At 70.7% G+C, this 23,458-nt stretch carries 22 protein-coding genes; 12 read left to right on the top strand and 10 right to left on the bottom strand.

The genetic code is table 11. The annotated features are described in order from the left end of the window. Positions 1-51 precede the first annotated feature (51 nt). Genes K1T35_RS48735 through K1T35_RS07445 form a run of 6 tightly spaced genes read left to right on the top strand, consistent with a single transcriptional unit; the run spans position 52 to position 6,317 of the window. The gene (locus K1T35_RS48735; protein ID WP_255621677.1) at positions 52-285 is read left to right on the top strand and encodes a YciI family protein; all 234 of its coding nucleotides are present in this window, start codon (positions 52-54) and stop codon (positions 283-285) included. Further along, on the top strand, positions 282-1,427 hold the full coding sequence (locus K1T35_RS07465) for an RNA polymerase sigma factor (protein WP_220259430.1): 1,146 nt from the start codon (positions 282-284) through the stop codon (positions 1,425-1,427). The genes K1T35_RS48735 and K1T35_RS07465 overlap by 4 nt, the downstream gene beginning before the upstream one ends. 19 nt (positions 1,428-1,446) lie before the next feature. Then, positions 1,447-3,261, top strand: a complete 1,815-nt coding sequence (locus K1T35_RS07460) for a glycoside hydrolase family 2 protein (RefSeq protein WP_220259429.1) — start codon at positions 1,447-1,449, stop codon at positions 3,259-3,261. A gap of 31 nt (positions 3,262-3,292) precedes the next feature. Then, positions 3,293-4,693, top strand: a complete 1,401-nt coding sequence (locus tag K1T35_RS07455) for an APC family permease (protein ID WP_220259428.1) — start codon at positions 3,293-3,295, stop codon at positions 4,691-4,693. Then, the gene (locus K1T35_RS07450) at positions 4,690-5,520 is read left to right on the top strand and encodes a class I SAM-dependent methyltransferase (RefSeq protein WP_220259427.1); all 831 of its coding nucleotides are present in this window, start codon (positions 4,690-4,692) and stop codon (positions 5,518-5,520) included. The genes K1T35_RS07455 and K1T35_RS07450 overlap by 4 nt, the downstream gene beginning before the upstream one ends. Continuing rightward, positions 5,520-6,317, top strand: a complete 798-nt coding sequence (locus tag K1T35_RS07445; protein ID WP_220262458.1) for a transporter substrate-binding domain-containing protein — start codon at positions 5,520-5,522, stop codon at positions 6,315-6,317. The genes K1T35_RS07450 and K1T35_RS07445 overlap by 1 nt, the downstream gene beginning before the upstream one ends. 19 nt (positions 6,318-6,336) lie before the next feature. Here K1T35_RS07445 and lexA read toward each other — a convergent pair whose 3' ends face one another. Beyond that, positions 6,337-6,987 carry a transcriptional repressor LexA gene (gene lexA, locus K1T35_RS07440; protein ID WP_220259426.1) on the bottom strand — a complete coding sequence of 217 codons (651 nt, stop codon included), beginning with the start codon at positions 6,985-6,987 and terminating at the stop codon, positions 6,337-6,339. A gap of 92 nt (positions 6,988-7,079) precedes the next feature. Here lexA and K1T35_RS07435 point away from each other — a divergent pair, with 92 nt between their 5' ends. After that, positions 7,080-7,541, top strand: a complete 462-nt coding sequence (locus K1T35_RS07435) for a DIP1984 family protein (RefSeq protein ID WP_220259425.1) — start codon at positions 7,080-7,082, stop codon at positions 7,539-7,541. Positions 7,542-7,776: 235 nt separating this feature from the next. Here the strand turns inward: K1T35_RS07435 and K1T35_RS07430 are convergent, their stop codons facing one another. Both K1T35_RS07430 and K1T35_RS07425 read right to left on the bottom strand, forming a co-directional pair. Beyond that, positions 7,777-8,391: a nitroreductase family protein gene (locus tag K1T35_RS07430; RefSeq protein WP_220259424.1), complete on the bottom strand. Its 615-nt coding sequence runs from the start codon at positions 8,389-8,391 to the stop codon at positions 7,777-7,779. A 26-nt stretch (positions 8,392-8,417) separates the two neighbouring features. Next, positions 8,418-9,014, bottom strand: coding sequence for a TetR/AcrR family transcriptional regulator (locus K1T35_RS07425; protein ID WP_220259423.1), 597 nt, complete (start codon positions 9,012-9,014; stop codon positions 8,418-8,420). Between the two features lie 79 nt (positions 9,015-9,093). Between K1T35_RS07425 and K1T35_RS07420 the strand changes: the two genes are divergently transcribed. Next, the gene (locus tag K1T35_RS07420) at positions 9,094-9,975 is read left to right on the top strand and encodes an SDR family oxidoreductase (RefSeq protein WP_220259422.1); all 882 of its coding nucleotides are present in this window, start codon (positions 9,094-9,096) and stop codon (positions 9,973-9,975) included. Positions 9,976-10,031: 56 nt separating this feature from the next. Here K1T35_RS07420 and K1T35_RS07415 read toward each other — a convergent pair whose 3' ends face one another. From K1T35_RS07415 to K1T35_RS07405, 3 genes are all read right to left on the bottom strand, one after another. Then, entirely contained in the window at positions 10,032-10,628 is a 597-nt protein-coding gene (locus tag K1T35_RS07415; protein WP_220259421.1) for a dihydrofolate reductase family protein, read from the bottom strand. A gap of 173 nt (positions 10,629-10,801) precedes the next feature. Beyond that, entirely contained in the window at positions 10,802-11,524 is a 723-nt protein-coding gene (locus K1T35_RS07410; protein WP_220259420.1) for an endonuclease domain-containing protein, read from the bottom strand. 397 nt (positions 11,525-11,921) lie between these two features. Further along, positions 11,922-13,331 (bottom strand): lipopolysaccharide biosynthesis protein, encoded by a 1,410-nt coding sequence (locus K1T35_RS07405; RefSeq protein ID WP_220259419.1) that lies wholly within the window; start codon positions 13,329-13,331, stop codon positions 11,922-11,924. A gap of 141 nt (positions 13,332-13,472) precedes the next feature. Between K1T35_RS07405 and K1T35_RS07400 the strand changes: the two genes are divergently transcribed. The 3 genes from K1T35_RS07400 to K1T35_RS07390 all read left to right on the top strand — a co-directional run bounded on the left by K1T35_RS07400 (position 13,473) and on the right by K1T35_RS07390 (position 17,864). Continuing rightward, the gene (locus K1T35_RS07400) at positions 13,473-15,161 is read left to right on the top strand and encodes a choline dehydrogenase (RefSeq protein WP_220259418.1); all 1,689 of its coding nucleotides are present in this window, start codon (positions 13,473-13,475) and stop codon (positions 15,159-15,161) included. 405 nt (positions 15,162-15,566) lie between these two features. Continuing rightward, a complete protein-coding gene (locus tag K1T35_RS07395) occupies positions 15,567-16,550 on the top strand; it encodes a helix-turn-helix domain-containing protein (RefSeq protein WP_220259417.1) in 984 nt (327 codons plus the stop codon). A gap of 114 nt (positions 16,551-16,664) precedes the next feature. Then, a complete protein-coding gene (locus K1T35_RS07390; protein WP_220259416.1) occupies positions 16,665-17,864 on the top strand; it encodes an FAD-dependent monooxygenase in 1,200 nt (399 codons plus the stop codon). Between the two features lie 324 nt (positions 17,865-18,188). Here K1T35_RS07390 and K1T35_RS07385 read toward each other — a convergent pair whose 3' ends face one another. The 4 genes from K1T35_RS07385 to K1T35_RS07370 form a co-directional block, all read right to left on the bottom strand. Then, positions 18,189-18,404 (bottom strand): hypothetical protein, encoded by a 216-nt coding sequence (locus K1T35_RS07385; RefSeq protein WP_220259415.1) that lies wholly within the window; start codon positions 18,402-18,404, stop codon positions 18,189-18,191. A gap of 43 nt (positions 18,405-18,447) precedes the next feature. Next, the gene (locus K1T35_RS07380; protein ID WP_220259414.1) at positions 18,448-19,380 is read right to left on the bottom strand and encodes an LLM class F420-dependent oxidoreductase; all 933 of its coding nucleotides are present in this window, start codon (positions 19,378-19,380) and stop codon (positions 18,448-18,450) included. A gap of 832 nt (positions 19,381-20,212) precedes the next feature. Then, positions 20,213-21,427, bottom strand: a complete 1,215-nt coding sequence (locus K1T35_RS07375) for an Nramp family divalent metal transporter (RefSeq protein ID WP_255621676.1) — start codon at positions 21,425-21,427, stop codon at positions 20,213-20,215. Positions 21,428-21,441: 14 nt separating this feature from the next. Beyond that, positions 21,442-22,359 (bottom strand): dihydrodipicolinate synthase family protein, encoded by a 918-nt coding sequence (locus tag K1T35_RS07370; RefSeq protein ID WP_220259413.1) that lies wholly within the window; start codon positions 22,357-22,359, stop codon positions 21,442-21,444. A gap of 98 nt (positions 22,360-22,457) precedes the next feature. Here K1T35_RS07370 and K1T35_RS07365 point away from each other — a divergent pair, with 98 nt between their 5' ends. Beyond that, complete coding sequence (locus K1T35_RS07365; protein WP_220259412.1) at positions 22,458-23,447, top strand: LacI family DNA-binding transcriptional regulator; 990 nt, start codon at positions 22,458-22,460, stop codon at positions 23,445-23,447. The last annotated feature ends 11 nt before the right edge of the window (positions 23,448-23,458 follow it).

Here is a 23,458-nt window from a genome sequence, read left to right as displayed (position 1 = left end):
CGAGCGCGCCGCTCTCTCCGCCGAGTACATGGGGTTCACGGCGACCCGCGCGTGGTCGGCGGTGAACACCTCCAGCCCGCGGAGACCGCCACCACCGTCCGGATCGCCGATGGAGAGCTCCTCCTGACCGACGGCCCGTTCGCCGACACCAAGGAGATCTTCGGCGGCTTCTTCCTGGTGGAAGCGCCCGACCTGGACAGCGTGCTCGAACTGGCAGGCCGGGTCCCGGCGCTGCGGTTCGGCGGGTCGGTCGAGATACGGCCGCTGGCCCAGATCAATCGGTGATCGACGAGATCTTCCGCGCCGAGTGGGGCCGGGTCGTCGCCTCCCTGGTCGGCTTCTGCCGTGACGTCGACGTCGCGGAGGATGCCGCCCAGGAGGCGTTCGCCCTCGCCGCACAGCGCTGGGCCCGGGACGGGCCGCCCGACGAGCCGCGGGCGTGGCTCGTGACGGTCGGGCGCAACAAGGCGATCGACCGGCTCCGGCGCGACCGCAGGCACGCCGAGAAGCTCCAGCTCATGGCACCGCCCCCGGAGACGCCGATGCCCGCCACCGCGATCCCCGACGAACGCCTCGAACTGATCTTCCTCTGCTGCCACCCGGCCCTGGCGGCGGAGGCCCGGGTGGCACTGACGCTGCGCGCGCTCGGCGGGCTGTCCACCGCCGAGATCGCGCGGGCGTTCCTCGTGCCCGAGGAGACGATGAAGCGCAGGCTCACCCGGGCCCGCACGAAGGTCAAGGCGGCGGGGATCCCGTTCGCGGTGCCGGGCGAGGAGCTACTGCCGGCCCGGCTCGGCACCGTCCTCGCGGTGCTCTACCTGATCTTCAACCAGGGCTACGGCGACCAGCGCGTCGACCTGGCCGCCGAGGCGATCCGCATGGGCCGCATGCTGGTGGAGCTGCTGCGCGGCGAGCCGGAGCCGAGAGCCCTGCTCGCCCTGATGCTGCTGCACGACGCCCGTCGCGACGCCCGAACCCGGGACGGCGAGCTCGTCCTGCTGCCGGACCAGGACCGCTCCCGCTGGAACGCGGCGCAGATCGCGGAGGGGCGCGCCCTTCTGCCCGGCACCGGCGGCCCGTACGCCCTGCAGGCCGCGATCGCAGCCCTGCAGACCGAGGACCCGATCGACTGGCAGGCCGTGGCCGAGCGCTACGCCGCCCTCGGGGAGCTCACCGGCTCCGCCGTCGTCGAGCTCAACCGTGCCGTCGCCGTTGCGGAGACCTCCGGTCCACGCGCAGCGCTGACGGTCGTCGAGGCGATAGCAGCCGATCTCGACGGATACCGCTACCTGCACTCCACCCGTGCCGAGCTGCTGCGCCGCCTCGGTGACCTGCCCGCCGCCCGCACCGCCTACCGTCGGGCGCTCGACCTCACCACGACCGGCGTGGAACGGCGGTTCCTGGAACGTCGTCTCGCGGAGATGTAGATAGGAGGAGCACGAGCACGTGACCGAGGTACCTCGCCCCGAGCACCCGCGCCCGACCTGCGTACGCCCGGGCTGGCGCAACCTCAACGGCCAGTGGGAGTTCGAGATCGACCAGGGCGACTCCGGGCTGGAGCGAGGGCTGCGGGACCGCCGGCTGACGGGCACGATCACCGTGCCGTTCGCGCCGGAGTCGCAGGCCTCAGGCGTGCACGTCACGGACTTCCTGGAGGCGGTCTGGTACGCGCGGACCGTCGAGATCCCGGCCGAGTGGGCGCGCTCGCGGGTGCTGCTGCACTTCGGGGCCGTCGACCACGACGCCACCGTCTGGGTGGACGGCGCCGAGGTCGCCCGCCACCGCGGCGGCTTCACACCGTTCACCGCCGACCTCGGCGTCCGCGCGGGTGAGCGGGTCCGGATCGTGGTGCGGGCCCGCGACACCCGCCACGGCCCGCAGGCCCGCGGCAAGCAGTCCACGGAGCACGCCAACGCGGGCTGCCACTACACGCGCACCACCGGGATCTGGCAGACGGTCTGGTTGGAGGCGGTGCCCGAGGTGCACGTCCGCCGCGTACGGGTCACCCCGAACCTCGCGGCGGGCACCCTCTCCGTCGAGGCGCCGGTCACCGCCAACCGGCCGGGTCACCGGATCGTCGCCGAGCTCGCCGACGCGGACGGGCCGGTCGCGCGCGCGGAGGCGCGCGCCGACCTCGACCTCACCCCGGCCGTGCAGCTCACGATCCCGAAGAACCGGCTGCGGCCATGGTCGCCGGAGGACCCGCACCTGTACGACCTGCGGGTGATGTTGGTCGACGCCGTGGGCGGCACCGTGGACGACGTCACGAGCTACGCCGGGATCCGCTCGGTGGCGATCGACGGCCGCGCGCTGCGCCTCAACGGCAGGCCGGTCTTCCAGCGGCTCGTCCTCGACCAGGGCTACTGGCCGGAGACCCTGATGACCGCCCCGAGCGACGATGCGCTCGTGCGCGACATCGAGCTCGCGATGGCAGCGGGCTTCAACGGGGCGCGGCTGCACCAGAAGGTGTTCGAGGAGCGATTCCTCTACCACGCCGACCGGCTCGGCTACCTCGTCTGGGGCGAGTTCGGCGACTGGGGCGCGCGGGTCGGGGACGAGCAGCTGCCCACCGCGTCGTTCGTGACGCAGTGGCTCGAGGTGCTGGCGCGAGACCACAACCACCCCGCGATCGTCGGATGGTGCCCGCTCAACGAGACGTGGCAGGTGCTGCACGACCGGATCACGGTGCTCGACGACGTGACGCGGGCGATGTTCCTCGCCACGAAGCTCGCCGACCCGACGCGGCCGGCACTGGACGCCTCCGGCTACTCGCACCGGGTGCCGGAGACCGACGTCTACGACTCGCACGACTACGAGCAGGACCCGGCGCGGTTCGCCGAGCAGGTCGGCGGCCTCGCGGGCGGGCAGCCGTACGTCAACCGGCACGACGGCCACCCGATCTCGCTGCCGTACGCCGGGCAGCCGTACTTCGTGTCGGAGTTCGGCGGGATCTGGTGGGACCCGGACGCCGCCGAGGCCGACGGCGAGAACCGAGGCGAGTCGTGGGGCTACGGCACGCGGGTGCGCGACGAGGCCGGGTTCCACGAGCGCTTCGCCGGGCTGACCGGTGCCCTGCTCGCCGACCCGGAGATGTTCGGCTACTGCTACACCCAGCTCACCGACCTCATGCAGGAGCGCAACGGCATCTACCGGTTCGACCGGTCCACGAAGCTGGACGTCGAGGCCGTGCGCAAGGCGCAGCTGCGCCCCACGGCGTACGAGTTGTCAGATAGGTCTGGTCCATCCGGCCCGGAGATGTGATCATCGGCTCCTTCCAGAGGGAGGAGCCGCCATGACCGACATCGGTTTCGTCAAGGCACTCGGGCGCTGGGACACCCTGGCCGTCGGTTTCGGCGCGATGATCGGCTTCGGCTGGGTCGTGCTGGTGGGCGGGTGGCTGGAGGACGCAGGCACCCTCGGTGCCGCGCTCGCGTTCGTCGCCGGCGGCCTCGTCATGACGCTCGTCGGGCTGGCATACGCCGAGCTCGTCTCCGCGATGCCGAAGGCGGGAGGCGAGCACAACTACGCGTTGCGTGCGATGGGCTCACGGCCGGCGTTCGTCACGTCGTGGGCGATCGTGCTCGGATACGTCTCGGTGGTCGCGTTCGAGGCCGTCGCGCTACCGCAGACCGTCCTCTACCTCGCCCCGGACATGCTCGTCGGGCGGCTGTGGTCGGTGGCGGGCTACGACGTGTACGCGACGTGGGCACTGGTCGGGATCGTGGGCGCCATCGTGATCACGTGGATCAACTACATCGGGATCCGCCCGGCCAGCATCGCGCAGACCATCGCCGTCGTGTTCCTGATCGGCGTCGGCCTGGTTCTGCTCACCGGTACGTTCGTCGGCGGCGAGGTCCGGCACTTCGATCCCTGGTTCACCGGCGGGCTGGCCGGCTTCATCTCGGTGCTGGTCGCCACCCCGTTCCTGTTCGTCGGCTTCGACGTGATCCCGCAGTCGGCCGAGGAGATCAACCTGCCGCAGCGGCAGGTGGGCAAGCTGCTCGTCGTCTCGGTGCTGATGGCAACGGCCTTCTACATCGTGGTCGTCCTCAGCGTCAGCTCGGCGCTCCCGCACTCCGAGCTGGCCGCTGCCGAGCTGGCCGCCGCGGACGGGATGACCGCGCTGTGGGACAGCCCCGCGATGGGCACCCTGCTCATCCTCGGCGGCATCGCCGGCATCCTCACCAGCTGGAACGGCTTCCTCATCGGCGCGAGCCGGATCATCTACGCCATGGCCGAGTCCGGGATGCTCCCCCGCTGGTTCGCCTACCTGCACCCGCGCTACCGCACGCCCACCCGCGCGATCCTCGTCGTCGGCGGCCTGTCGGTGATCGCCCCGCTGTTCGGCAGGCCGATGTTGGTGTGGCTGGTCGACGCGGGCGGGATCAACATCGTGATCGCGTTCCTCCTCGTGTCGGTGTCGTTCCTCGTGCTGCGCCGCCGCGAGCCGGACATGCCGCGGCCGTTCCGCGTGCCGGCCGGCCCGGTCGTCGGCTGGGCCGCTGTCGTGCTGAGCCTCGGGCTGGCCGTGCTCTACCTGCCAGGAATGCCCGCGGCGCTCGTCTGGCCCGCGGAGTGGCTGATCGTCGGGATCTGGTGGCTCGTCGGCCTGTGGTTCGTGCTGCGGCTGCCGCGGGTCGGCGCCGGACCGGACGCGGAGGAACGGCTGATGGAAGCGACGGCCCGACGATGACCGGTATCCACCCGTCCAACGCCGACGCTGCCACCGCATGGGACGGCCCCGCCGGCGACATCTGGGCCGACCACGCCGATCAGTTCGACGCCGGTGTCGCCCGCTTCATGCAGCCCTTCCTGGAGGCGGCGGCGATCGAGCGCACCATGCACGTGCTCGACGTCGGCTGCGGCAACGGGCTCACCACGCGCGAGGCGGCGCGACGCGCGGCCGCCGTCACCGGGGTGGACCTGTCCGCGCGGATGCTCGACATCGCCCGGCGCCGCGCCGCGGCCGATGGCCTCGCGAACGTCTCGTTCGTGCGGGCCGACGTCCAGGTCGCCGATCTCGGCCAGGCCAGGTACGACCGGGTGATCAGCCGCAACGGCGTGATGTTCTTCGGCGATCCCGTCGCCGCGTTCGCGAACCTCGCCCGCGCCCTGAAGCCGGAAGGCCGCATGGTGCTGCTGGTGTGGCAGGGCATGGTCGAGAACCATTGGTTCACCGCGTTCCGCAGTGCGGTCCCGGGCCCGCTGCCGCCGCCCGACGGCCCCGGCCCGTTCGCACTCGGCGACCCGGACCGCGTGCGCACCCTGCTCACCGCAGCGGGCTTCGCCGAGCCCGAGCTGCGGGGCGTGCGCGAGCCGACGTACTACGGCCCGGACGTGGCGACGGCCGAGCGGTACGTGTCGACGATGCTCGGTGGCCTGCTCGCCGAGCTCGACGACGCCGGCCGCGCGGAGGCCACGGCGGCACTGCACACCACGCTGGAGGAGCACATGGGACCCGACGGGGTGACGTACCCGTCCGCGATGTGGATCATCACGGCCGTCAGGGCGGGATCGTGATCGCGCGGATCCTCGCGGGCGCGGCGGCCGCGGTGGCGCTCGTGGCCGGATGCGCGGCACAACCCGCGGCCGAATCCGAACCCGCCCCGCCGCAGAGCGTGCTCGACGCCGTGCTCGCGAACGGCGAGATCAAGGTGTGCAGCACGGGCGACTACCGCCCGTTCACCCACCTCGACGACGCCACCGGCCGGTGGGACGGCATCGACATCGACATGGCGGGCGACCTCGCCGCGAAGCTCGGCGTGCGGCTCACGCTCGTCAGGACCACGTGGGGAACGCTCCTCGACGACCTCGGCCGCACCTGCGACATCGCCATGGGCGGCATCTCGGTCACGACCGACCGCGCGAAGCGCGCGTTCTACAGCGACCCCTACCTCGTCGACGGCAAGACGCCGATCACGCGCTGCGAGAACGCAGGCCGGTTCCAGACCCTCGAGCAGATCAACCAGCCCGGGGTGCGCGCGGTGGTCAACCCCGGCGGGACGAACGAGAAGTTCGCCGACTCCAACCTGACCCAGGCCACGATCCTCCGCCACCCCGACAACAACACGATCTTCGAGGAGGTCCTCGCCGGCCGCGCGGACCTGATGATCACCGACGCCACCGAGACGCGGTGGCAACAGCGGCAGCATCCCGAGCTGTGCGCGGTGCACCCCGACGCACCGTTCACGTTCTCCGAGAAGGCGTACCTGCTGCCCCGAGGCGACGTCGTCGTGAAGGAATGGGTCGACGGCTGGCTGCGCATCGCGCGGAACGACGGCACATACACCCGCTTCGCACAGCCCCACCTCGGCTGATCCTCAGACGCTTGCCCACTCAAACGCTGCGCAACACCGAGACGATGATGCCGAGCACGACCGCCTCGTCGCCGTCGATCACGTCGTAGGCCGGGTTGCGCGGCTCGAGGTAGACGTGGCCGTTGCGGCGGCGGTACACCTTCACCGTGGCCTCGCCGTCGATCATCGCGGCCACGATCTGGCCCGAGTAGGCCTCGGACTGCTGCCGCACCACCACCGTGTCGCCGTCGCAGATCGCGGCGTCGATCATGGAGTCACCGCGCACGCGCAGCGCGAAGACGGTGCCCCGCCCGGCCAGCTCGCGGGGCAGCGTCAGGACGTCGTCGACGTGCTCCTCGGCGAGGATGGGCGTGCCGGCGGCGATGTCGCCGACCACGGGGACCGACACGGAGTCGCCGGTGTCCCGCGCCTGCGGCTCGTGCAGGAAGGCGCGCACGTCGATCGGCCGCGCCACGGCGGTGCCACGCCGCAGGAATCCCTTGTCCTCCAGGCTCGCGAGGTGTTTCGACACGGACGACGACGACCGCAGCCCCACAGCCTCACCGATCTCACGGGTGCTGGGCGCATATCCGTACCGAACCACCCAGTCCCGGATGGCGAGAAGGATCCGCTGCTGCCGCAGGGGCAACGAGGAGGCATCCAGGAGGTCGAGATCATCGGTGACGGACACCCGCGGATCGTAGAGGCGGGGCCGAAACCGGTTGGCCGGAACCCGTCGATGATCGGATACTCCGCGGCGAAGAACGGAGAGGAGGTACCGGAATGCTGCTGGCAGAGGCGCTGTCCCAGCGCGCCGATCTCACCACGCGACTCGCGGAGCTGAAGCAGCGCGCACTGCGCAACGCCCGTCACCAGGAGGGGGAGGCGCCTGCCGAGGACCCGATGGAGCTGCTCGCCGAGTTCGAGCGGCTCGCCGGTGACCTCGAGGTCCGCGTCCTGCAGATCAACACCACGAACCTGGCAACCGAGATCGAGCCCGGCATCACGATGACCGCCGCGCTGGCCCGTCGCGACGCGCTGCGGACCCGGCACCGGATGCTGGTCGAGCTCGCGGACGCCGCGGTCCAGCCCCGGGACCGGTTCACGCGCACGGAGCTGCGGTACGAGTCCGCCGTCGACGTACGGGCGCTGCGTCAGGCCGCCGACGACGCGGCGCGGAGGCTGCGGGAGCTCGACACCCGCATCCAGCAGGTCAACTGGTCCACCGAGCTGCAGGAGCGCTGAGGACGGTGAGCAGTCGGTAGTCGGATCGGAGAGGGCGAGCACACCCGCCTGGAAGGGCATTTGGAATCCAACTGGTTCGAATCCAGGCCGAGGGGCCGGCGTCGACGCATCGTGCAGCCCGGCACGGCGCACACGGGCACCGCGCACGCCGCACCGCGCAACACCGCGTGCTGACTCACCGATCCGACGAGGGCGGGAAAGGGGATCTGCTCACCCGCATCGTGGAGCCGTAGTGCTACGGCTCCACGATGCCCCAATTACCCCTGTGGACCACCTCGTCCACCTTGCGGCGGCCCCTGCGCAGCGAGGGAGAACGCGGGTCGTCCTTGCCCTCGTAGCCGACTGATACGCAGCCGATCGGCCGGTATTCCTCCGGCACTGCGAATGCCTCCCGGAAGGGGGCGATGCGGTCGGGTGGGATGCCGAAGAAGCAGGCGCCCAAGCCCTCGTCCACCGCGGTGAGCAGCATGAGCAGGGCGGCCATCCCGGTGTCGATGTCCCAGTAGGGCACCGGCCAGCGGCGCTCGTCGCGGTCGGACCAGCCCTTGTCCGGTTCGGCGTAGCGATCCAGGTACGCCGCCTTGTGCGACAACGGCACGATCAGGAGCGGGGCGCGCCGCATCCGGGTCAGCCAGCGGTCGGGCGCACCGTCGCCGGTGGTGGCCGCCCAGAAGCGCTCGCGCTCGTCCGGCGACTCCAGCACCAGGAACGCCCACCCCTGGCTGAACCCGGCCGACGGTGCCCTGATCGCGTGCTCGAGCAACCGCTCCCGCACCTCGGGCGGCACGGGCCGGTCGGGGTCGTAGTCCCGGACCATGCGCCGCCGTCGCACGACGTCTGCAAACTCCACGCCGATCACCCTGCCCGATTCCGGCTTCACGAATGCAGTTGCAGGAAGGCGGAGGTTGCACTGCGGGCGCGGGAGTCGATCTCGATGGGAGTCGGTGTGTCGGCCACCCGGAGCAGCAGCCTGATCAGCAGGTCCCCCCACAGCAACCCGGCGAACCGCTCGGCCAGCTCAGGCGCACGTCCCGTGAGCACCTCGTGTGCCAGTGCCGCCTCCATGATCCTGGTCAGGGCGGCCCGGCTGGCCTGCGGCCCGAGCACGTGCAGCGTGCGCGCGACCTCCGGTGCCCTGGTCGCCTCCGCGATCGCCAGCCGGAAGACGGCGACGACCGTGGAATCCGTGACCTCGCGCAGGAGCTGGCTTCCGAACGCGACCAGCACGGCCTCGAGGGTCTCGATGTCACGCGGCTCGGGCAGGTCGGCGGCTGTCCGCAGCCGGGTGGCGCGCTCGCGGACACAGGCTTCGAGCATCTGCTGCTTGTTGCCCACGAGTGCGTAGAGCTCCCGCTTCGAGACCCGCGCCCGGGTCGCGATCTCGAGCGTGCTGGTCGCCGCGTACCCGGCCTCCATGAACGCCGAGAACGCGGCGCCGAGGATGCGCTCGCGTGCATCGTCCGCTGTCGACATCGCCCTCCCTTGACATCTGGTACCCAGTAGTACCACAGTCGTTGGTACCAGATGGTACCAACTAGAGAAGGGGAACGTCATGACTGGAACCGTGCTCGTGACCGGCGCCGCAGGCGGGCAGCAGGGCAGGACCGGACGGCGGGTAACCGAGCTGCTGCGCGAGCGCGACGTGCCGGTGCGCGCGATGGTCCGCACAATCGATGAGCGGGCCGAGTACCTGCGCGGCCTCGGCGCCGAGGTGGTGGAGGCCGACTTCCTCGACTTCGCATCCGTCCAGCAGGCCGTGCAGGGAGTCTCCACCGTCTACTTCGCCTACCCGGTCCAGAGCGGACTGCTCGACGCGACCGCCAACATGGCGGTCGCCGCCCGGAACGCCGGGGTGGAGCGGCTGGTCGACATGGTGATGCTGGTATCCGCTCCGGACGCACCGACACCGCGGATGCGGGAGAACTACCTGTCCGAGCAGGTCTTCGAACAGGCCGGGACCGGGGCCGCCCACGTGCGGGCAACGGTGTTCTTCGAGAACATCCACGCGCTCGCGACCGCATCCGGATCGCTCACCATGCCCCTCGGCGACGAGGGCACCGTGCTGCCCCTTGTCGCCGCGGAGGACGTGGCCCGCGTCGCCGCCGGCGTGCTCACCGCGGCGGACGTGCCGCCGGGCAGCAGCTACCCCGTCGTCGGTCAGGTCCTGACCGTGAAGGAGATCGTCGCCACGCTCGGCCCTGGGTTCAGGTACGAGAACATCACCGACGAGTCATGGGCCGAAGCGGCCAGCAGCCGCATCAACGCCCACGCCGTCGCGCACCTGTCCAAGCTGTGGGCGGCGCTGCGCACACAGCCGCAGTACGCCGAGGTGACGGACACGATCGAGAAGCTGACCGGGCGCAATCCGAAGACGTTCGCCGAGTTCGTGGCCGAGAGCCGCGCGGCTCAGCCCTCCGGGCCGAGTGCGAGGTAGCCGCGCCACAGACCCTTGCCTCAGGGCGCCTCGAACGCGGCCGGCAACCGCCGGGATCAGGACTGCCGGGTGTAGCGCACGTGCGTGACCAGATCGGTGTGCCGCGCCGCGACGGGCGTGAGCTCCAGCCGCCCCACCCCCTCGAACAGGCGCTCGCCCTGCCCGAGGACGACCGGCGCGATGTGCAGGTTCAGCTCGTCGATCAAGCCGGCAGCGAGGTACTGGTTCACCGTGGCGGCACCGCCCGCGATCAGGACGTCCTTCTCGCCCGCCGCGGCCCGGGCCCGGTCGAGCGCCTCGGTGATCCCGCCGGTCACGAAGTGGAACGTGGTGCCGCCCTTCATCTCGACGGGTTCGCGCTCGTAGTGGGTGAGGACGTAGACGGGGGCGTGGTACAGCGGCTCCTCGCCCCACCACCCGGTCCAGTCCAGGTCCCACTCGCCCCGGCCGGGGCTGAACATGTTGCGGCCCATGATGTACGCGCCCGCTGCGCTGAGCGCCTCGACCTCGGCGGCGTTCTCCTCGGCAGCCTCGAACATCCACCGGTGCAGGCTCTCGCCGACCCCGTCGCCGAACGGGGCGTCTGCCCGCTGGTTCGGGCCCGCTGTGTAGCCGTCCACCGACATCGCCATCCCGCAGGTGACCTTGCCCATCGTCGCCACTCCTCGTGCCGTGGGAGGGGCCTTTCCCCTCACCTCGCCAACAGGTCGGAGCGGGACGCGGAGCCTCGACATCGGCGACGGAGGAATTTCGTGATCGCCGCGAGTGGTCCCACAGCGACAGATCTGTCGTGCTGACACCACTCCGGGCGATCTTGCCCGGGGTGTCATGCGCTGATCGCCAGGAATGGTGTGGGAGCGACAGATCTGTCGCTCCCACACCACTCGCGGCGATCAGGCCGCGGCGAGGGCGTGGAGGATCTCCGCGACGACCTCGCCTGGCCGGGTGACCAGGTCGTGCCAGGTGAACCGCAAGAGGGTCCAGCCTGCGCGGGTGAGTGCGTTGCCTTGCGTCGGTCGGCGCGGAACCGGTCGACGTCCACGTGCCAGGCCCACCCGTCCACCTCGATGGCGACCCGTTTGTCGGGGAAGGCGAGGTCGATCATGTGTGGCCCGAACCGATGCCCGAGCACCCAGCCGGTGATCCCGGCCTCCCGCAGCAGCCGCTTGAGGACCCGCTCGGCCGCGGAGTCGGCACGGTCGGCTGCGGCGGTGATCAACCGGCTCGCCTGCTTCCATCCGCGGCGGCCCAAGTTGCGGCAGTAGCTGTCGTACAGGCCGAGGAACGGCACGTGCTTCTGCAGGGCCCGGTCGAGGAAAGCCGACCCGTCGGGGAGGGCGACAGCGGCTTGCAGGGCGGCGAGCGGGCCGTCCACGACCAACAGATCGCGATGTTCGACGAGGTCGATGGCGTGGAGGTCGCTTCGGTGCATGACCACACCCGGCGGCGCCGATCGGTGGGTTGTCCGCGGCACCGTGATCTCCACCAGCGCGGGCGCCGCGTCGAGCATTCCGTGCCAATGCGCGGCCGCGAGCCCGGTGACGGCCACAGGCGCACCACCCGCCCACAACCACGCCGCACGCACTCGCGCCTCGTCAGTGCGGCGGTGCCCGGACACGAGGTAGACCAGCGGCAGCAGCTCACGTCAGACACCACTGGCAACCCGACGCTGCACCGTTCGCGCGCTCATCCCCGCCCGTACGGCCTGGCGTAGCCCGATGACCCCGGCCTGACGCCGGACAAGCCGCTCGATGGACACCGGGACAGCATGCGCGACCGACCCCACCGGCCGGGGCCGATTCGCAGTGATCACCGGAAGTGGTGCGGGAGCGACAGATCTGTCGCTCTCACGCCACTTCTGGCGATCAGCGCCGCCTGCCCCGGGCGTGATCACCCGGAGTGGTGTCAGCACGACAGATCTGTCGTCCTCACACCACTTCCGGCGATCACGCCATCCGGCGGCGCAGCAGGACCCCGGCGGCCACCACGCACTGGGCGCCGAGCCATGCCCATCCCGCGCCCGTGATGCCCATCATGGGCACCAGCACGAACGTGCCGATCATCACGAGCGCGCAGAGCCCGGCGGGCAGCCCGACCAGCACGGGGCGGTGGCGCCGCACGCGCGCCTCCCAGACCGTGGAGTTCGTGACGACGTTCGGGATCGCCGACAGCACCAGAAGGGCGAGGAGCAGCGTGCCCGTCTGCGCGTAGGTGCCGCCGAACACCCACAGGATCGGGTAGGACGCCAGTGCCGTCACGACGGCGCCGGGGACGATCAGGGTGAGCGCCTTGCGCTCCATCCCCCTGCGGGCCCGGTCGGCGGCCGCCTGGTCGGCGGCGGCGTTGTGCGCCACCATCGACTTCCCCATGCCGATCGCTACCAGGTAGAAGGCGAACGCGATCTGCCAGACCACCCCGTAGACGGCGGCACCGTCCGCCCCGGCGAGGTTGATCACGACCAGTGGGAGGCCGAAGACGGCGGCCTGCCAGAAGATGTTGCCCGCGTAGTCGGCGCCGACGAACTCGCCGAGATCCCGCACCGTGACCGGCTGGACGACCGTCGGCGGCGGCGCCTTCCGCACCGCCCGGGAGAGCCATCCGGTGACCCCCAGCACGACGAGCAGGGTGGCCACCACCCACCCGATCGCGATCCCGCTCTCCAGGGCGAGCCACGCCGCGGCCACGAGCAGGGCGACCTTCAGCAGGGAGAACGCGAGGTTCTCCCACAGCACGAGGTCGGCGCGCTTGATCGCGGTGAGGGCGGCGTCCTGGAGGACGAACACCGTGTAGAGCGGGGTGCTGATCAGGAAGAAGATCATCAGGGCCGGGAGCCCGACCGCGTCCACGAGCTCGGGTGCCCACACGCCCGCGCCGGCCGCGAAGCCGAGCCCGAGCACCATCGCCACCCCGATGCCGACGGCGAAGCATCCCGCGACGATGACGCCGCGCCGGTCGGTGACGGGGACGAAGCGCAGGATCGCGTTGCCGAGGTTCAGGTGGGCGGCCGAGCCGAGGAGCGTCATCGCCGAGATCGCGGTGGAGTTCAGCCCGACGACGGTGGGGTCGAACAGCCGCGCGGCGAGCACCCAGAACAGCATTCCGATGCCCGACGACGCGGCCGAGCTGAGCACGAGCGCCATCCCGTCGCGGTGCTGCGGGGCACGCCAGCCGTCCTGAGCCGCCGCGCCGAGCGGCAGCGGCTCGGTCAGGGCTTCGAACACGACGGTCGGGGCGTCGACCTCACGTGGTGGCGGTGGCGGCACGCCTCCCATCATCCGGCCGACCCCCGACGTGACGGCATGCAGGTCCGTTCCTCCCCGCGACAGCTTCCCCGACGTGGCGTCTATCGGGGCCACCTCCCGGGGCGTTAGCCCACCGGGTCGGCTGGCCGCGTCCGCGCGGCGCCGTGTACCGTCCTGCGCCGTCAAGAGCCACGACGCACCACGATCGGGTGAAATCACCGCGCTGTGGCCGACATATTGTCCTGAGGGGGAGCCGTGCCGGAATCGTTCGATCACGTCATCATCGGTGGTGGTTCGGCGGGTTCGGCATTGGCGAACCGGTTGTCCGCGGATCCGGCACGGCGGGTGCTCGTGCTCGAGGCAGGCCGGCCGGACTACTCGTGGGACGTTCTGATGCGGATGCCTGCCGGTATCGCATTCACGCGGGGCGTGAGCTTCTACGACTGGCGTTATCAGAGCGAGCCGGAGCCGGGTCTGCGGGGCAGGCGGATGAACCTGCCCGCCGGCCGGATGCTGGGTGGCACGAGCAATCTGTACGGGATGCTCTACCAGCGCGGGAACCCCCTCGACTACGAGGGCTGGGCCGCGCGGCCCGGCATGCAGAACTGGGGTTTCGCGCACCTGCTGCCGTACTTCAAGCGCATGGAGGACGCGGAGGTCGGCGGGCCGCTGCGGGGTCGTGGTGGCCCGCTGACGGTGCAGAAGGGCCGCCCGCAGAACGTCCTTTCCCAAGCGTTCATGCTGGCCGCGCAGGAGGCAGGGCACTACGCAACCCCGGACGTCAACGGGTACCGGCAGGAGGGGTTCGGGACCCTCGACCACAACATCCGCAAGTCCCGCCGCTGGTCGGCCACGCGCGCGTACCTGCGCCCCGCGATGGACCGCCACAACCTGACCGTCCGCACCGGCGCCACCGTCTCGAAGATCATGTTCGACGGCAAGCAGGCGGTCGGGGTCGAGTTCGTGGACCGGCGGGGGCACGTGCACCACGTGCTCAGCCGCGACACCATCCTGTGCGCGGGCGCGGTCAAGAGCCCGCACATCCTGCAGCTCTCCGGGGTCGGCGACGCGGAGGTCCTCGAGTCGGCGGGAGTGCCCGTCGTGCACCACCTTCCCGGCGTTGGCGCGAACCTCCAGGACCACCTCGCGATCCAGATCCAGCATTCCTGCACCAAGCCGGTCTCGCTGCAGCCGACGGCCAATCTGATGAATGCGCCGTGGATCGGCGCGCAATGGCTGTTCCTGCACAGCGGCCCGGGCGCCACCAACCACTGGGACGCGGGCGGATTCGCCCGCAGCAACGACAAACTGGCATTCCCGAACCTGATGTACCAGTTCCTGCCGCTGGCGTCGAAGTCGTACCCCACATCGCCCACCGGCCCGCACGGCTACCAGGTGCACGTCGGCGTGATGAACTCCGACTCGCGCGGCAGCATCACGCTCGCGTCACCGAGCTGGCGCACGCCCCCGGCGATCCAGTTCAACTACCTGTCCGCCGAGAAGGACCGGCAGGACTGGATCGATGCGATCCGCGTCACCCGGGAGATCATGGCGCAGTCGGCGCTCGGCCGCTACGACGGCGGCGAGGCCGCGCCCGGCCCGGACGTCCAGACCGACGAGCAGATCTGGGACTGGGTGGTGACGAACGCCAAGTCGGCGATGCACTACTCCGGCTCCTGCAAGATGGGCACCGACGACCAGGCGGTCATCGACCCGGACACGATGAAGGTGCACGGCCTGGACGGGGTGCGGGTGGTGGACGCGTCGGTGATGCCGGTCGTCACCAACGCGAACACCTACGCGCCGGTCATGGTGATCGCGGAGAAGGCGGCCGACATCATCCTCGACCACCCGCCGCTGCCCCCGGACCACACCGAGTACTTCCGGCGCGACCAGACCCGCACCACAGAGTTGCGCGTGGCCACACCGGACAAGGCGAGCTGACCTACGGGGTAGGAACGGCAGGCTCCAGCATGTGATCATCAGATCGCGCGTTACCCGACACTGGGCGTCGGGTTTCGCGTCGAACCGCTGATCACCGCCCGGGTCGCGCTGCGTTCCGCGGTTCCAACACATGACGTCGCACACCTGCGCAATGCAGGTGTTCGTGGGTCTCAGTCCACAGGTCGGCCGAGCAGGAGATGGCCGCTCGTGGTCGACACCGCGGCTTGTGCCAGGGGCCGGAAAGGGGCGGAGGGCCGATGTCGCGTGGGGCACCTCGGCACCCACCTGGTGGAGCGGCGGCTGGTTGAGACCCGGTCCGGTTGACCTCGCGCTCACCGTGGTGTCGCTGGCAGGATCGCTGACGCAGCGATTCGCCTCTGCGGAGCTTGTCGAGGATCCGCCGTCATGAGCATTGTGATACGCGCCGAGGACGAGCCGATACCGACGCGGCTCGACTATCTGCGGCACGCCGTGCGCGACACGATCGTCCCGTTCGATCTGCGGATCGACGCCGAGCCCGACTTCAGGTCGCAGATCGTCACCGGCGCGGTGGGAACGCTGGGGGTCACGACGGTTACCGGACCGCCGCTGGAGGCGGCTAGGACCCCGCTTCTCATCCGTCGATCCGACCCGGAGCTGTTCAAGATCGATGTGCAGACGCGAGGGCGTAGCGTATTCGAGCAGGCCGGCCGGGAGGCCGTCCTGCGCCCTCGTGACTTCACGTTGGTGAATCTGTCCAGCCCGTGCCACCTGGCCTGCGCCGGGGATCCGGACCAGGAGATCGTCGCGGTGAAGTTCCCGCGCACGCTGCTCCCGTTGCCGCTACAGCAGCTGACCCGCCTGACCGCGGTCCGGATCGGCGGGCAGCACGGCCTCGGCGCGCTCGTGTCCTCACTCGCGATCCACATGCACAGCCATCTCGACGACTACAACCCGGCCGACCGCACGCGATTGTCGACGGCCCTCGCCGATATGCTCGCCGTGGGCCTGGCTGGTCGGCTCGACGTCGGGCCGACGGTCCCCCGCGACAGCCATCGGCGGGTGCTGTTGCTGCGCATCCGCGCGTTCATCGACCATCGGCTGGGCGATCCGGGGCTGACCCCGGGCGTGATCGCCGCTGCCCACCACGTCTCCCTCCGCCACCTGCACAAACTCTTCGAGGCCGAGGGAACGACGGTCGCCGGGTTGATCCGGGCCCGGCGGTTGGAGCGGTGCCGCCGGGACCTGCTCGACCCGGCACTGCGGGACCGGCCAGTGCGTGCCATCGCCGCACGCTGGGGGCTGATGGACGCCCAGCACTTCAGTCGCGTGTTCCGAGACGCCTACGGCATCCCCCCTGCCGAGTACCGCACTGTCCACGTCGTCGACGAGGACGGGATACATCCCTGATCCGCCTACCCCTCGCGGGCAGTGCGCATCTACAGACAACGGCCGTGCGCTGTACTCCAACCAGGTCCCGGACCTGCGGAGGAACAGTCGACGCCTCCAGGAGGGAGGCGCAGGGTGAGTTCCACTGGGGTCTCGGTCGGAGTGGTCGGAGGGGGTATCGGTGGCCTCAGCGCGGCGCTGTCGCTGCTACACGCCGGATTCGACGTCCACGTATTCGAACAGGCGTCGCAGCTGGGCGAGGTCGGGGCTGGCGTGCAGGTCAGCCCGAACGCCTCGCGCATCCTGCACCGGCTCGGGCTCGCCGAGGAGCTGGCGAGGACGGGCGTGAAGCCGCTGGCCTGGCACCAACGCCGCTGGGACGACGGCCGCACCCTGCTGCGCTCACCGCTGGCCGAGCCGCTGGAGGCCACCTTCGGCTTCCCGCACTACCAGATCCATCGAGCCGACCTGCTGTCCGCGTTGGCCAGGGCGGTGCCCGCCGAGCGGGTCCACCTCGGTCACCGGCTCACCGGGCTGCTCGACCACGGGGATCGCGTCGAGGCGCGGTTCGCAGGCGGCGCCCGGGCCGAGGTGGACGTGCTGGTCGGCGCCGACGGCATCCACTCGCGCGTGCGCAGGGAGCTATTCGGCCCCGAGAACCCACACTTCACCGGGTGTATCGCGTACCGGGGGCTGGTCCCGGCCGACCGGCTGGCCGACCTGGAGTTGGAGGTGACCGCGCAGGTCTGGCTGGGCCCCGGCAGGCACTTCGTGCACTACCTCGTCAGAGACCGGCAGCTGGTCAACTTCGTCGCGATCCTCGAGCAGGACACCTGGACCCGAGAGTCGTGGACCGATCAGGGCGACATCGCCGACGCGCTCGCCGCCTACGACGGTTGGCACCCCCAGGTGCGCACCATCCTGGGCGCCGTCGACGAAACGTTCATCTGGGCGCTTCACGACCGCACCCCGATGCAACGCTGGTCGGCGGGCCGGGTGACGCTGCTCGGCGATGCCTGCCACGCGATGCTGCCCATGATGGCCCAAGGTGCCGCGCAGGCGATCGAGGACGGGGCGACCCTGGCCGCATGCCTCGCCGACGCCGGCTGCAATATCCCCGAGGCGCTTCACCACTACGAACGGCTGCGCAGTCCCCGAACCGCGCGACTGCAAGGGATGTCGGCGGCCAACAAGACCCGCTTCCACCTCCCCGACGGCCCACTGCAGCGCGAACGCGACGCGCAGATGGCCACCGCCACCACCGATTGGTCCTTCGAGTCCGTCGCCTGGATCTACGAACACGACGCCGCAACCGTGAATCCGGTCTATCGATAGGCCTGATCCGTGGGTCGACTTCGCGATGTTGCCGGGTGACAGCGGACCCGCCAGTCAGGCTGTCCCTCGAGGCGCCTCGACGTCGGGACCCTCCCTACAACACTTCGAACGATCGAGATCAATGGCCGACCCCGTATATCCGCTGGTTTCCGTCCCAGATCGGGCAGATCGCCTACGGTGCCTCACCGCCTCCGCAGCGGCACAGCGGCCAGCAGCGGCGTCAGTGGGGCCTGGCGGGTGGCCCCGAGCCCGCCCACCCTCGAGTTCACCGACCTGGTGGCGCGGCGGATGTGGCGGGGGGCTGAGCGGTGCGCTGGCAGAACCTCATGCGCTGCGGCGCGCCAGCCAGCCGGCCATCGCGCGCACGCCGTGGCCGATGGCGCGCTCATCCGGGACGACGTCACCGGAGTGCGGAAAGCTGGTCTCGATCGCGGCCCCGGGCCGGCGGACGCCGAGAAAGCAGTAGGTGCCCGGAATCCGGTCGAGGAAGAGCGCGAAGTCCTCGCCGCTGAACGGGAGCACGGCGTGCAGTTTCGTCACCGCGTCCGCCCCAAGCGTCTCCGCCGTGCGTTTGCAGCTGCGGTTAGGCCAGTTGGGGTAGCACCTCGGAGGCGATGAGCTCGAGGTGATCGAGGTCGGCCAGGTCGGGGATCTGCAGATAGGCCTGGTCGGCCCCTGTCTCCGCGAACCGGCCGAGTCGGTCGACGACCTCGGCGGGCACGCCGACGAGGGCGTGGGCCTGCACATCGTCCGCGTGGGGGCCGTAGACCTCCAACCGGTGTCCGACCTCCGAGTCGTTCCTGCCGACGGTGGTCGCGTGGGCCACGGAGAGCGCGAGGCTGTCCGGGTCACGCCCGGCCGCGGCACAGGCGGCCTGGACTCGGGCGAACAGCTCCGCCGTCTCGTCCACCGGCTTGAAGGCAGCGTTGAACTCGGTGGCGTACGCGGCCGCGAGTGCCGGCGTGCGCTTCTTGCCGGAGCCGCCGACGATCACCGGCGGGTGCGGTGTCTGCACCGGCTTGGGAAGCGCGGGGGAGTCCACGACCGTGTAATGCTGCCCGGAGAAGTCGTACCGCTCGCCCACCGGTGTCCGCCACAGCCCAGTGATCAGCTCCAGCTGCTCCGCCAGCATGTCGAACCGGCGGGCCGTTGGGGGGAAGTCGATGGCGTGGGTCTTGTGCTCGGCCTCGTTCCAGCCGGCGCCGAGACCGAGTTCGACTCGGCCGCCGCTCATCTGGTCGACCTGCGCGACGGTGAGGGCGAGCACGGCCGGGTTGCGGAAGGTCGCAGGGCTGACGAGCGTGCCGAGGCGGATCCTGCTCGTCTCGCGCGCGAGCGCGGCCAGGGTGATCCATGCCTCGGTCGGGCCGGGCAAGCCGTCGCCGTCGCCCTGCACCAGATAGTGGTCGGACCGGAAGAACGCGTCGAATCCACACTCCTCCGTCTTCTGCGCGACCGCGAGCAGGTCGTCGTACATGGCGCCCTGCTGCGGTTCGGTGACGACTCTCAGCAACATGGGTCAATTATTATTCTGCGGCAGCCAGCCGATCAACACGATCTCAAGTTCGCTGCGGCTCGGCATCGCGACTGACTGCGCGTGCGCGGATATGCGTGAGGCAGGGCGGCAGGTTCGATGGACAGCTGCACTGTTCGTCAACCCGCAGCCCGGGAGGACTCAGGGTGCTTGGCGGCCTACAATCGACTGCCTTTTTGAAGGTCGTTGCAGTTGGAACAGGGGCACCGCGTGCCTGATGTGGTTGGCGATCTCGAAGGCCCGCGGAATCCCCTTCGTTCACATGGACACCGGCGACTTACCAGTGGCCTGGTGGCCGGGTACGAAGCACTCGATCTGATCAGGAGGAGACGAGATGCGCGGCCAGTCTTGTAGAAGCGGTGGGCGACTTCGGCTCGACCGCGGTCGCCGAACCCGCGAGCACGGGTGAGACGCGGGCGGGTCCTGCACACCGCCCGCTGCACGGACGCTCGGCGTGCAGGACGACGGTGGGCGGCCGTTGACCCCTGGCGTGTTGCCGAGGGAATCGTCGAGTGAGCACGATCGGTGCGTCGAGGTGCGGTCAACATGGTCGTGAACGTGTTGCGCCGGAATCCCGGGCGGATCGCCCGGACGTAGGACGGGAGCGACCGCCACTGCCGTCCCTTGCCACTCCTGGTTGCCTCGACGTCCTGACCGGCTTCGGAAGCGGGGCGCGGACACAGCTCCGGCGTCTCCCACGTATCCGATCGGCTACTCGACTGATCTGCGGATCATGGCCGCGGCCACCGCCGAACGGTCGCCGCCGACAGCGCCGACAGCCAAGATCCACGAGACACGGCCTGGTAGCTGCCGGTCAGGACACGAGCGTCGTGACCAGCCGGTAGCAGGTGGCGAGGATCGCGATCAGGCCGACGACCGAGATCACGTTCTGCCACCATCGGTTGCGCAGGTCACCCATGAGCCGCTCGGTGTTGGCCAGCACCACCAGGAGCACACCGAGCAGCGGTGCGACCACCACCGTGAGCGCCTGGGCGACGATGATCAGCTGCACCGGTGAGCTCCCGGCGAGTGCCGTGACGGCCGCACCGAACGCGAGCACGCCGAAGATCCCGATGCGGATGCGCGGCGACGACAGCCGGTTGCCGTGGCCGAGGCCGTCGGCGAGCAAGGTGCCACCGGCCGTTGCGTTGGCGATCATCGACGAGAACGCGGCCCCGAAGAAGCCGAGCGCGAAGATCATCCGCCCGGCAGGCCCTGCGACCGGTTCGAGCACGCCGGCGAGCTGGGCGAGGCTCCCACCGTCGGAGCCCGGCAGCACGGCCGCCGCGGCGACGATCACCAACGCCGTCATCACGCCGGGCGCGACGATCCCGGGGATGGTGTCCACGAGCGTGGTCTCCCGGTACTGGTCGCGGCGCAGCCCCCGCTCGCGCGCCGCGTAGCCGGTGTAGAAGGCGGCGTTGATCGAGAAGTTGGTGCCGACCAGCGCGACCAGCAGGAGGCCGGTGCCCTCCGGCACGGTCGGGACGAGCCCTCCGGCGGCGGCCGCCCAGTCGGGGCGACTGAGCACGGCCGTGACGACGAACGACACGGCCATCACGGCGACGATCGCCAGCAGGACCTTCTCGATCACGCCGTAGAGCCTGCGGACGAGCAGGAGCGCGGCCACGGTGGCAGTACAGGCGAGCGTCCACCACACGGGCGAGCCGCCCAGGACGAGCGAGAGCCCGAGGCCGGAGCCGACGGCGTTGCCGACGCTGAACATCAGCGTGATGGCGAAGACGCCGAGCCCCGCCATGCCGCCGGTGAACCGGCCGAGGACCTCCTTGACGGTCTCGACGAGCGAGCCACGGGAGGACACGGCGATGCGGATGCTCATGTCGGTGAACATGATCATGAGCAGGGTCGAGACGGCGATGACCCAGATCAGCGAGTAGCCGAACTGGCCGCCGGCCTGCACGGCCGAGGCCAGGTTGCCGGGGCCGAACTGCCAGGCCCCCACCACGAAGGCGGGGCCCATCAGTGCGAGCAGGCGAAGGAGCGGAGCGCGTCGGGACTGCGTTGTCACACCGACCCCCTCGATCAGACGAGATCGGCGGACTCGAGCGCCCGCACGATCTCCTGCTCGGCCGCTGCGGACAGGTCGCGCAGCGGGGAGCGGACCGTAGCGGACGGGAGGATGCCCCTTGCCTTGAGACCCAGCTTGAGCGCGACGGTGCCCTCCATGTGCGAGCCGCGGTGGTACACGGCCTTGGTGACGGGCAGGAGCCGGTCGTGCACGGCGCGCGCCGCCGCGTAGTCGCGGGCCTTGCCCGCGGCGATCAGCTCGAGCAGCGGCTCGGGAGCGAGGCCGCCGTAGCCGACGAGTGCGCCGTCGACGTCGAACATGGTGTGCAGCAGGTACTCGTCGTGGCAGGTGAGGATCTGCAGGTCGGGGTGCTCCGCGCGCAGCACCGGGATCTCGGTGTCCCAGCGGCGCATGTTGCGCACGCCGTTCTTGGTGGCGAACACGCCCGGCTGGGCGGCGATCTCCAGCTGGGTGGGCAGGTCGTAGCTGGCCTTCGTGGCGTCGGGGTACTGGAACAGGATGAGCGGCAGGCCCGCGGTCTCGAAGATGGCCCGGTAGCGGTCCTGCGGCGCGCCGGGCTGGAAGCCGAACCGCAGCCAGCCGTGCGACGGGTAGACCAGCCCCGCGGCGGCGCCCGCCTCGACGGCGCGGACGGCCTCCGCGGCGGCGACGGCGGTGCCCTCGCCCGTGATACCGGCGATGATCGGCACCGCGCCACCCACCGACTCCACCAGAGTGCGGATCGTGGCGACCTGCTCCGCCTGGGTCAGGAATGTGCCCTCGCCGGCGTGCCCGAGGCACACCAGGCCCTTGACGCCCTCGAAGCCGGCGAGCCACTTGCCGTAGCTCGCCAGTGCGGCGTGGTCGACGGCGCCGTCGGTGGTGAACGGCGTGACCGGGGCGGGCACCAGCCCGCGCAGATCCAGAGACATTCGTGGTCCTTCGTACGGGAACGATTGCGGGAACGTTCCCGTACGATGACTCGCATGGGCGTCGACGTCAAGCCCCTCCTCCTCAGTAGCCTCGACCCGTGGTGACCATCCTCGACGTCGCCCGGGCGGCCGGGGTGAGCAAGTCGACCGTCTCGCGGGTGCTCGACGAGCGCCTCCCCCGTTCGACCAGCGCCACCGCCGAACGAGTCCGTCAGGCGGCCGCTGACCTCGGTTACGTGCGCGATCCGCTCGCCGCCGGGCTACGGCGAGCCGGCACCAGCACGGTCGGCGTCATCGTCCCCCGGCTCACCGACACCGTCATGGCGATGCTCTACGAGGAGATCGCCCGCGCCTGCGGCTCCCGCGGGCTGTTCGCGATCGTGGCAACCACGGAGGACGACCCCGACGCCGAGCACGTCGCCGTGCAGTCCCTGCGGCGCCGACGAGTCGACGGCCTGATCCTCACCACCGCCCGCCTCGACGCGCCGACGGAGCCGGAGCGGCCGGTGCCCCACGTGCTCGCCCTTCGCACCGACGGAGTCAGCTCCGCCTCCGTCGGGGACGACCGCCTCGGCGCACACCTCGCGACCCGCCACCTCGTCGACCTCGGCCACCGCCGCATCGCGCTGGTCGGCGGTCCGCGCTACGCGTCGAGCGCCCGGAACCGGCAGGAGGGTTTCCGCAGCGCGCTCGCCGAGTCGGGCGTGCCCGTCGACGAGGCCCTGATCGCGGGAGACTCGTTCTCCATGGAGGCCGGCGAGGCAGCGGGCCGCACCCTGCTCGACCGGCCTGACCGGCCCACCGCCGTCTTCGCCGTCAACGACAACACGGCCATCGGCGTCATGGCGGCAGCACACGCGCTCGGGCTACGCATCCCCGACGACCTCTCGCTCGTCGGCTACAACGACATTCCCGTGGTCAGCCGCCTCCCCGTGCCCCTCACCACCGTGCGAGTGCCGTTCCAGCAGGTCGCCGCGGGTGCGCTCGAACTCCTGCTCGAGGCCGGCCGCGACCGATCGCCGCGGACGCTCGTGGCCACGCCGACGCTCATCCCCCGCCGCTCCACCGCACCGGTCCAGCGGGTCTGAACGTCGGGATG

Source organism: Pseudonocardia sp. DSM 110487 (assembly GCF_019468565.1).
Taxonomy (GTDB): Bacteria; Actinomycetota; Actinomycetes; order Mycobacteriales; family Pseudonocardiaceae; genus Pseudonocardia.
Note: the sequence above shows the minus strand (reverse complement) of the source record. Positions and strands in the feature narration are given on the sequence as shown.

Bases quoted from the DNA above. Each gene is read 5' to 3' on its own strand.
- K1T35_RS07415 (WP_220259421.1), bottom strand. From the start codon at position 10,628: ATGGGCAAGGTCACCTGCGGGATGGCGATGTCGGTGGACGGCTACACA.
- K1T35_RS07380 (WP_220259414.1), bottom strand. From the start codon at position 19,380: ATGTTGCTGAGAGTCGTCACCGAACCGCAGCAGGGCGCCATGTACGAC.
- K1T35_RS07455 (WP_220259428.1), top strand. From the start codon at position 3,293: ATGACCGACATCGGTTTCGTCAAGGCACTCGGGCGCTGGGACACCCTG.
- K1T35_RS07395 (WP_220259417.1), top strand. From the start codon at position 15,567: ATGAGCATTGTGATACGCGCCGAGGACGAGCCGATACCGACGCGGCTC.
- K1T35_RS07420 (WP_220259422.1), top strand. From the start codon at position 9,094: ATGACTGGAACCGTGCTCGTGACCGGCGCCGCAGGCGGGCAGCAGGGC.
- K1T35_RS07370 (WP_220259413.1), bottom strand. From the start codon at position 22,359: ATGTCTCTGGATCTGCGCGGGCTGGTGCCCGCCCCGGTCACGCCGTTC.
- K1T35_RS07435 (WP_220259425.1), top strand. From the start codon at position 7,080: ATGCTGCTGGCAGAGGCGCTGTCCCAGCGCGCCGATCTCACCACGCGA.
- K1T35_RS07450 (WP_220259427.1), top strand. From the start codon at position 4,690: ATGACCGGTATCCACCCGTCCAACGCCGACGCTGCCACCGCATGGGAC.
- K1T35_RS07425 (WP_220259423.1), bottom strand. From the start codon at position 9,014: ATGTCGACAGCGGACGATGCACGCGAGCGCATCCTCGGCGCCGCGTTC.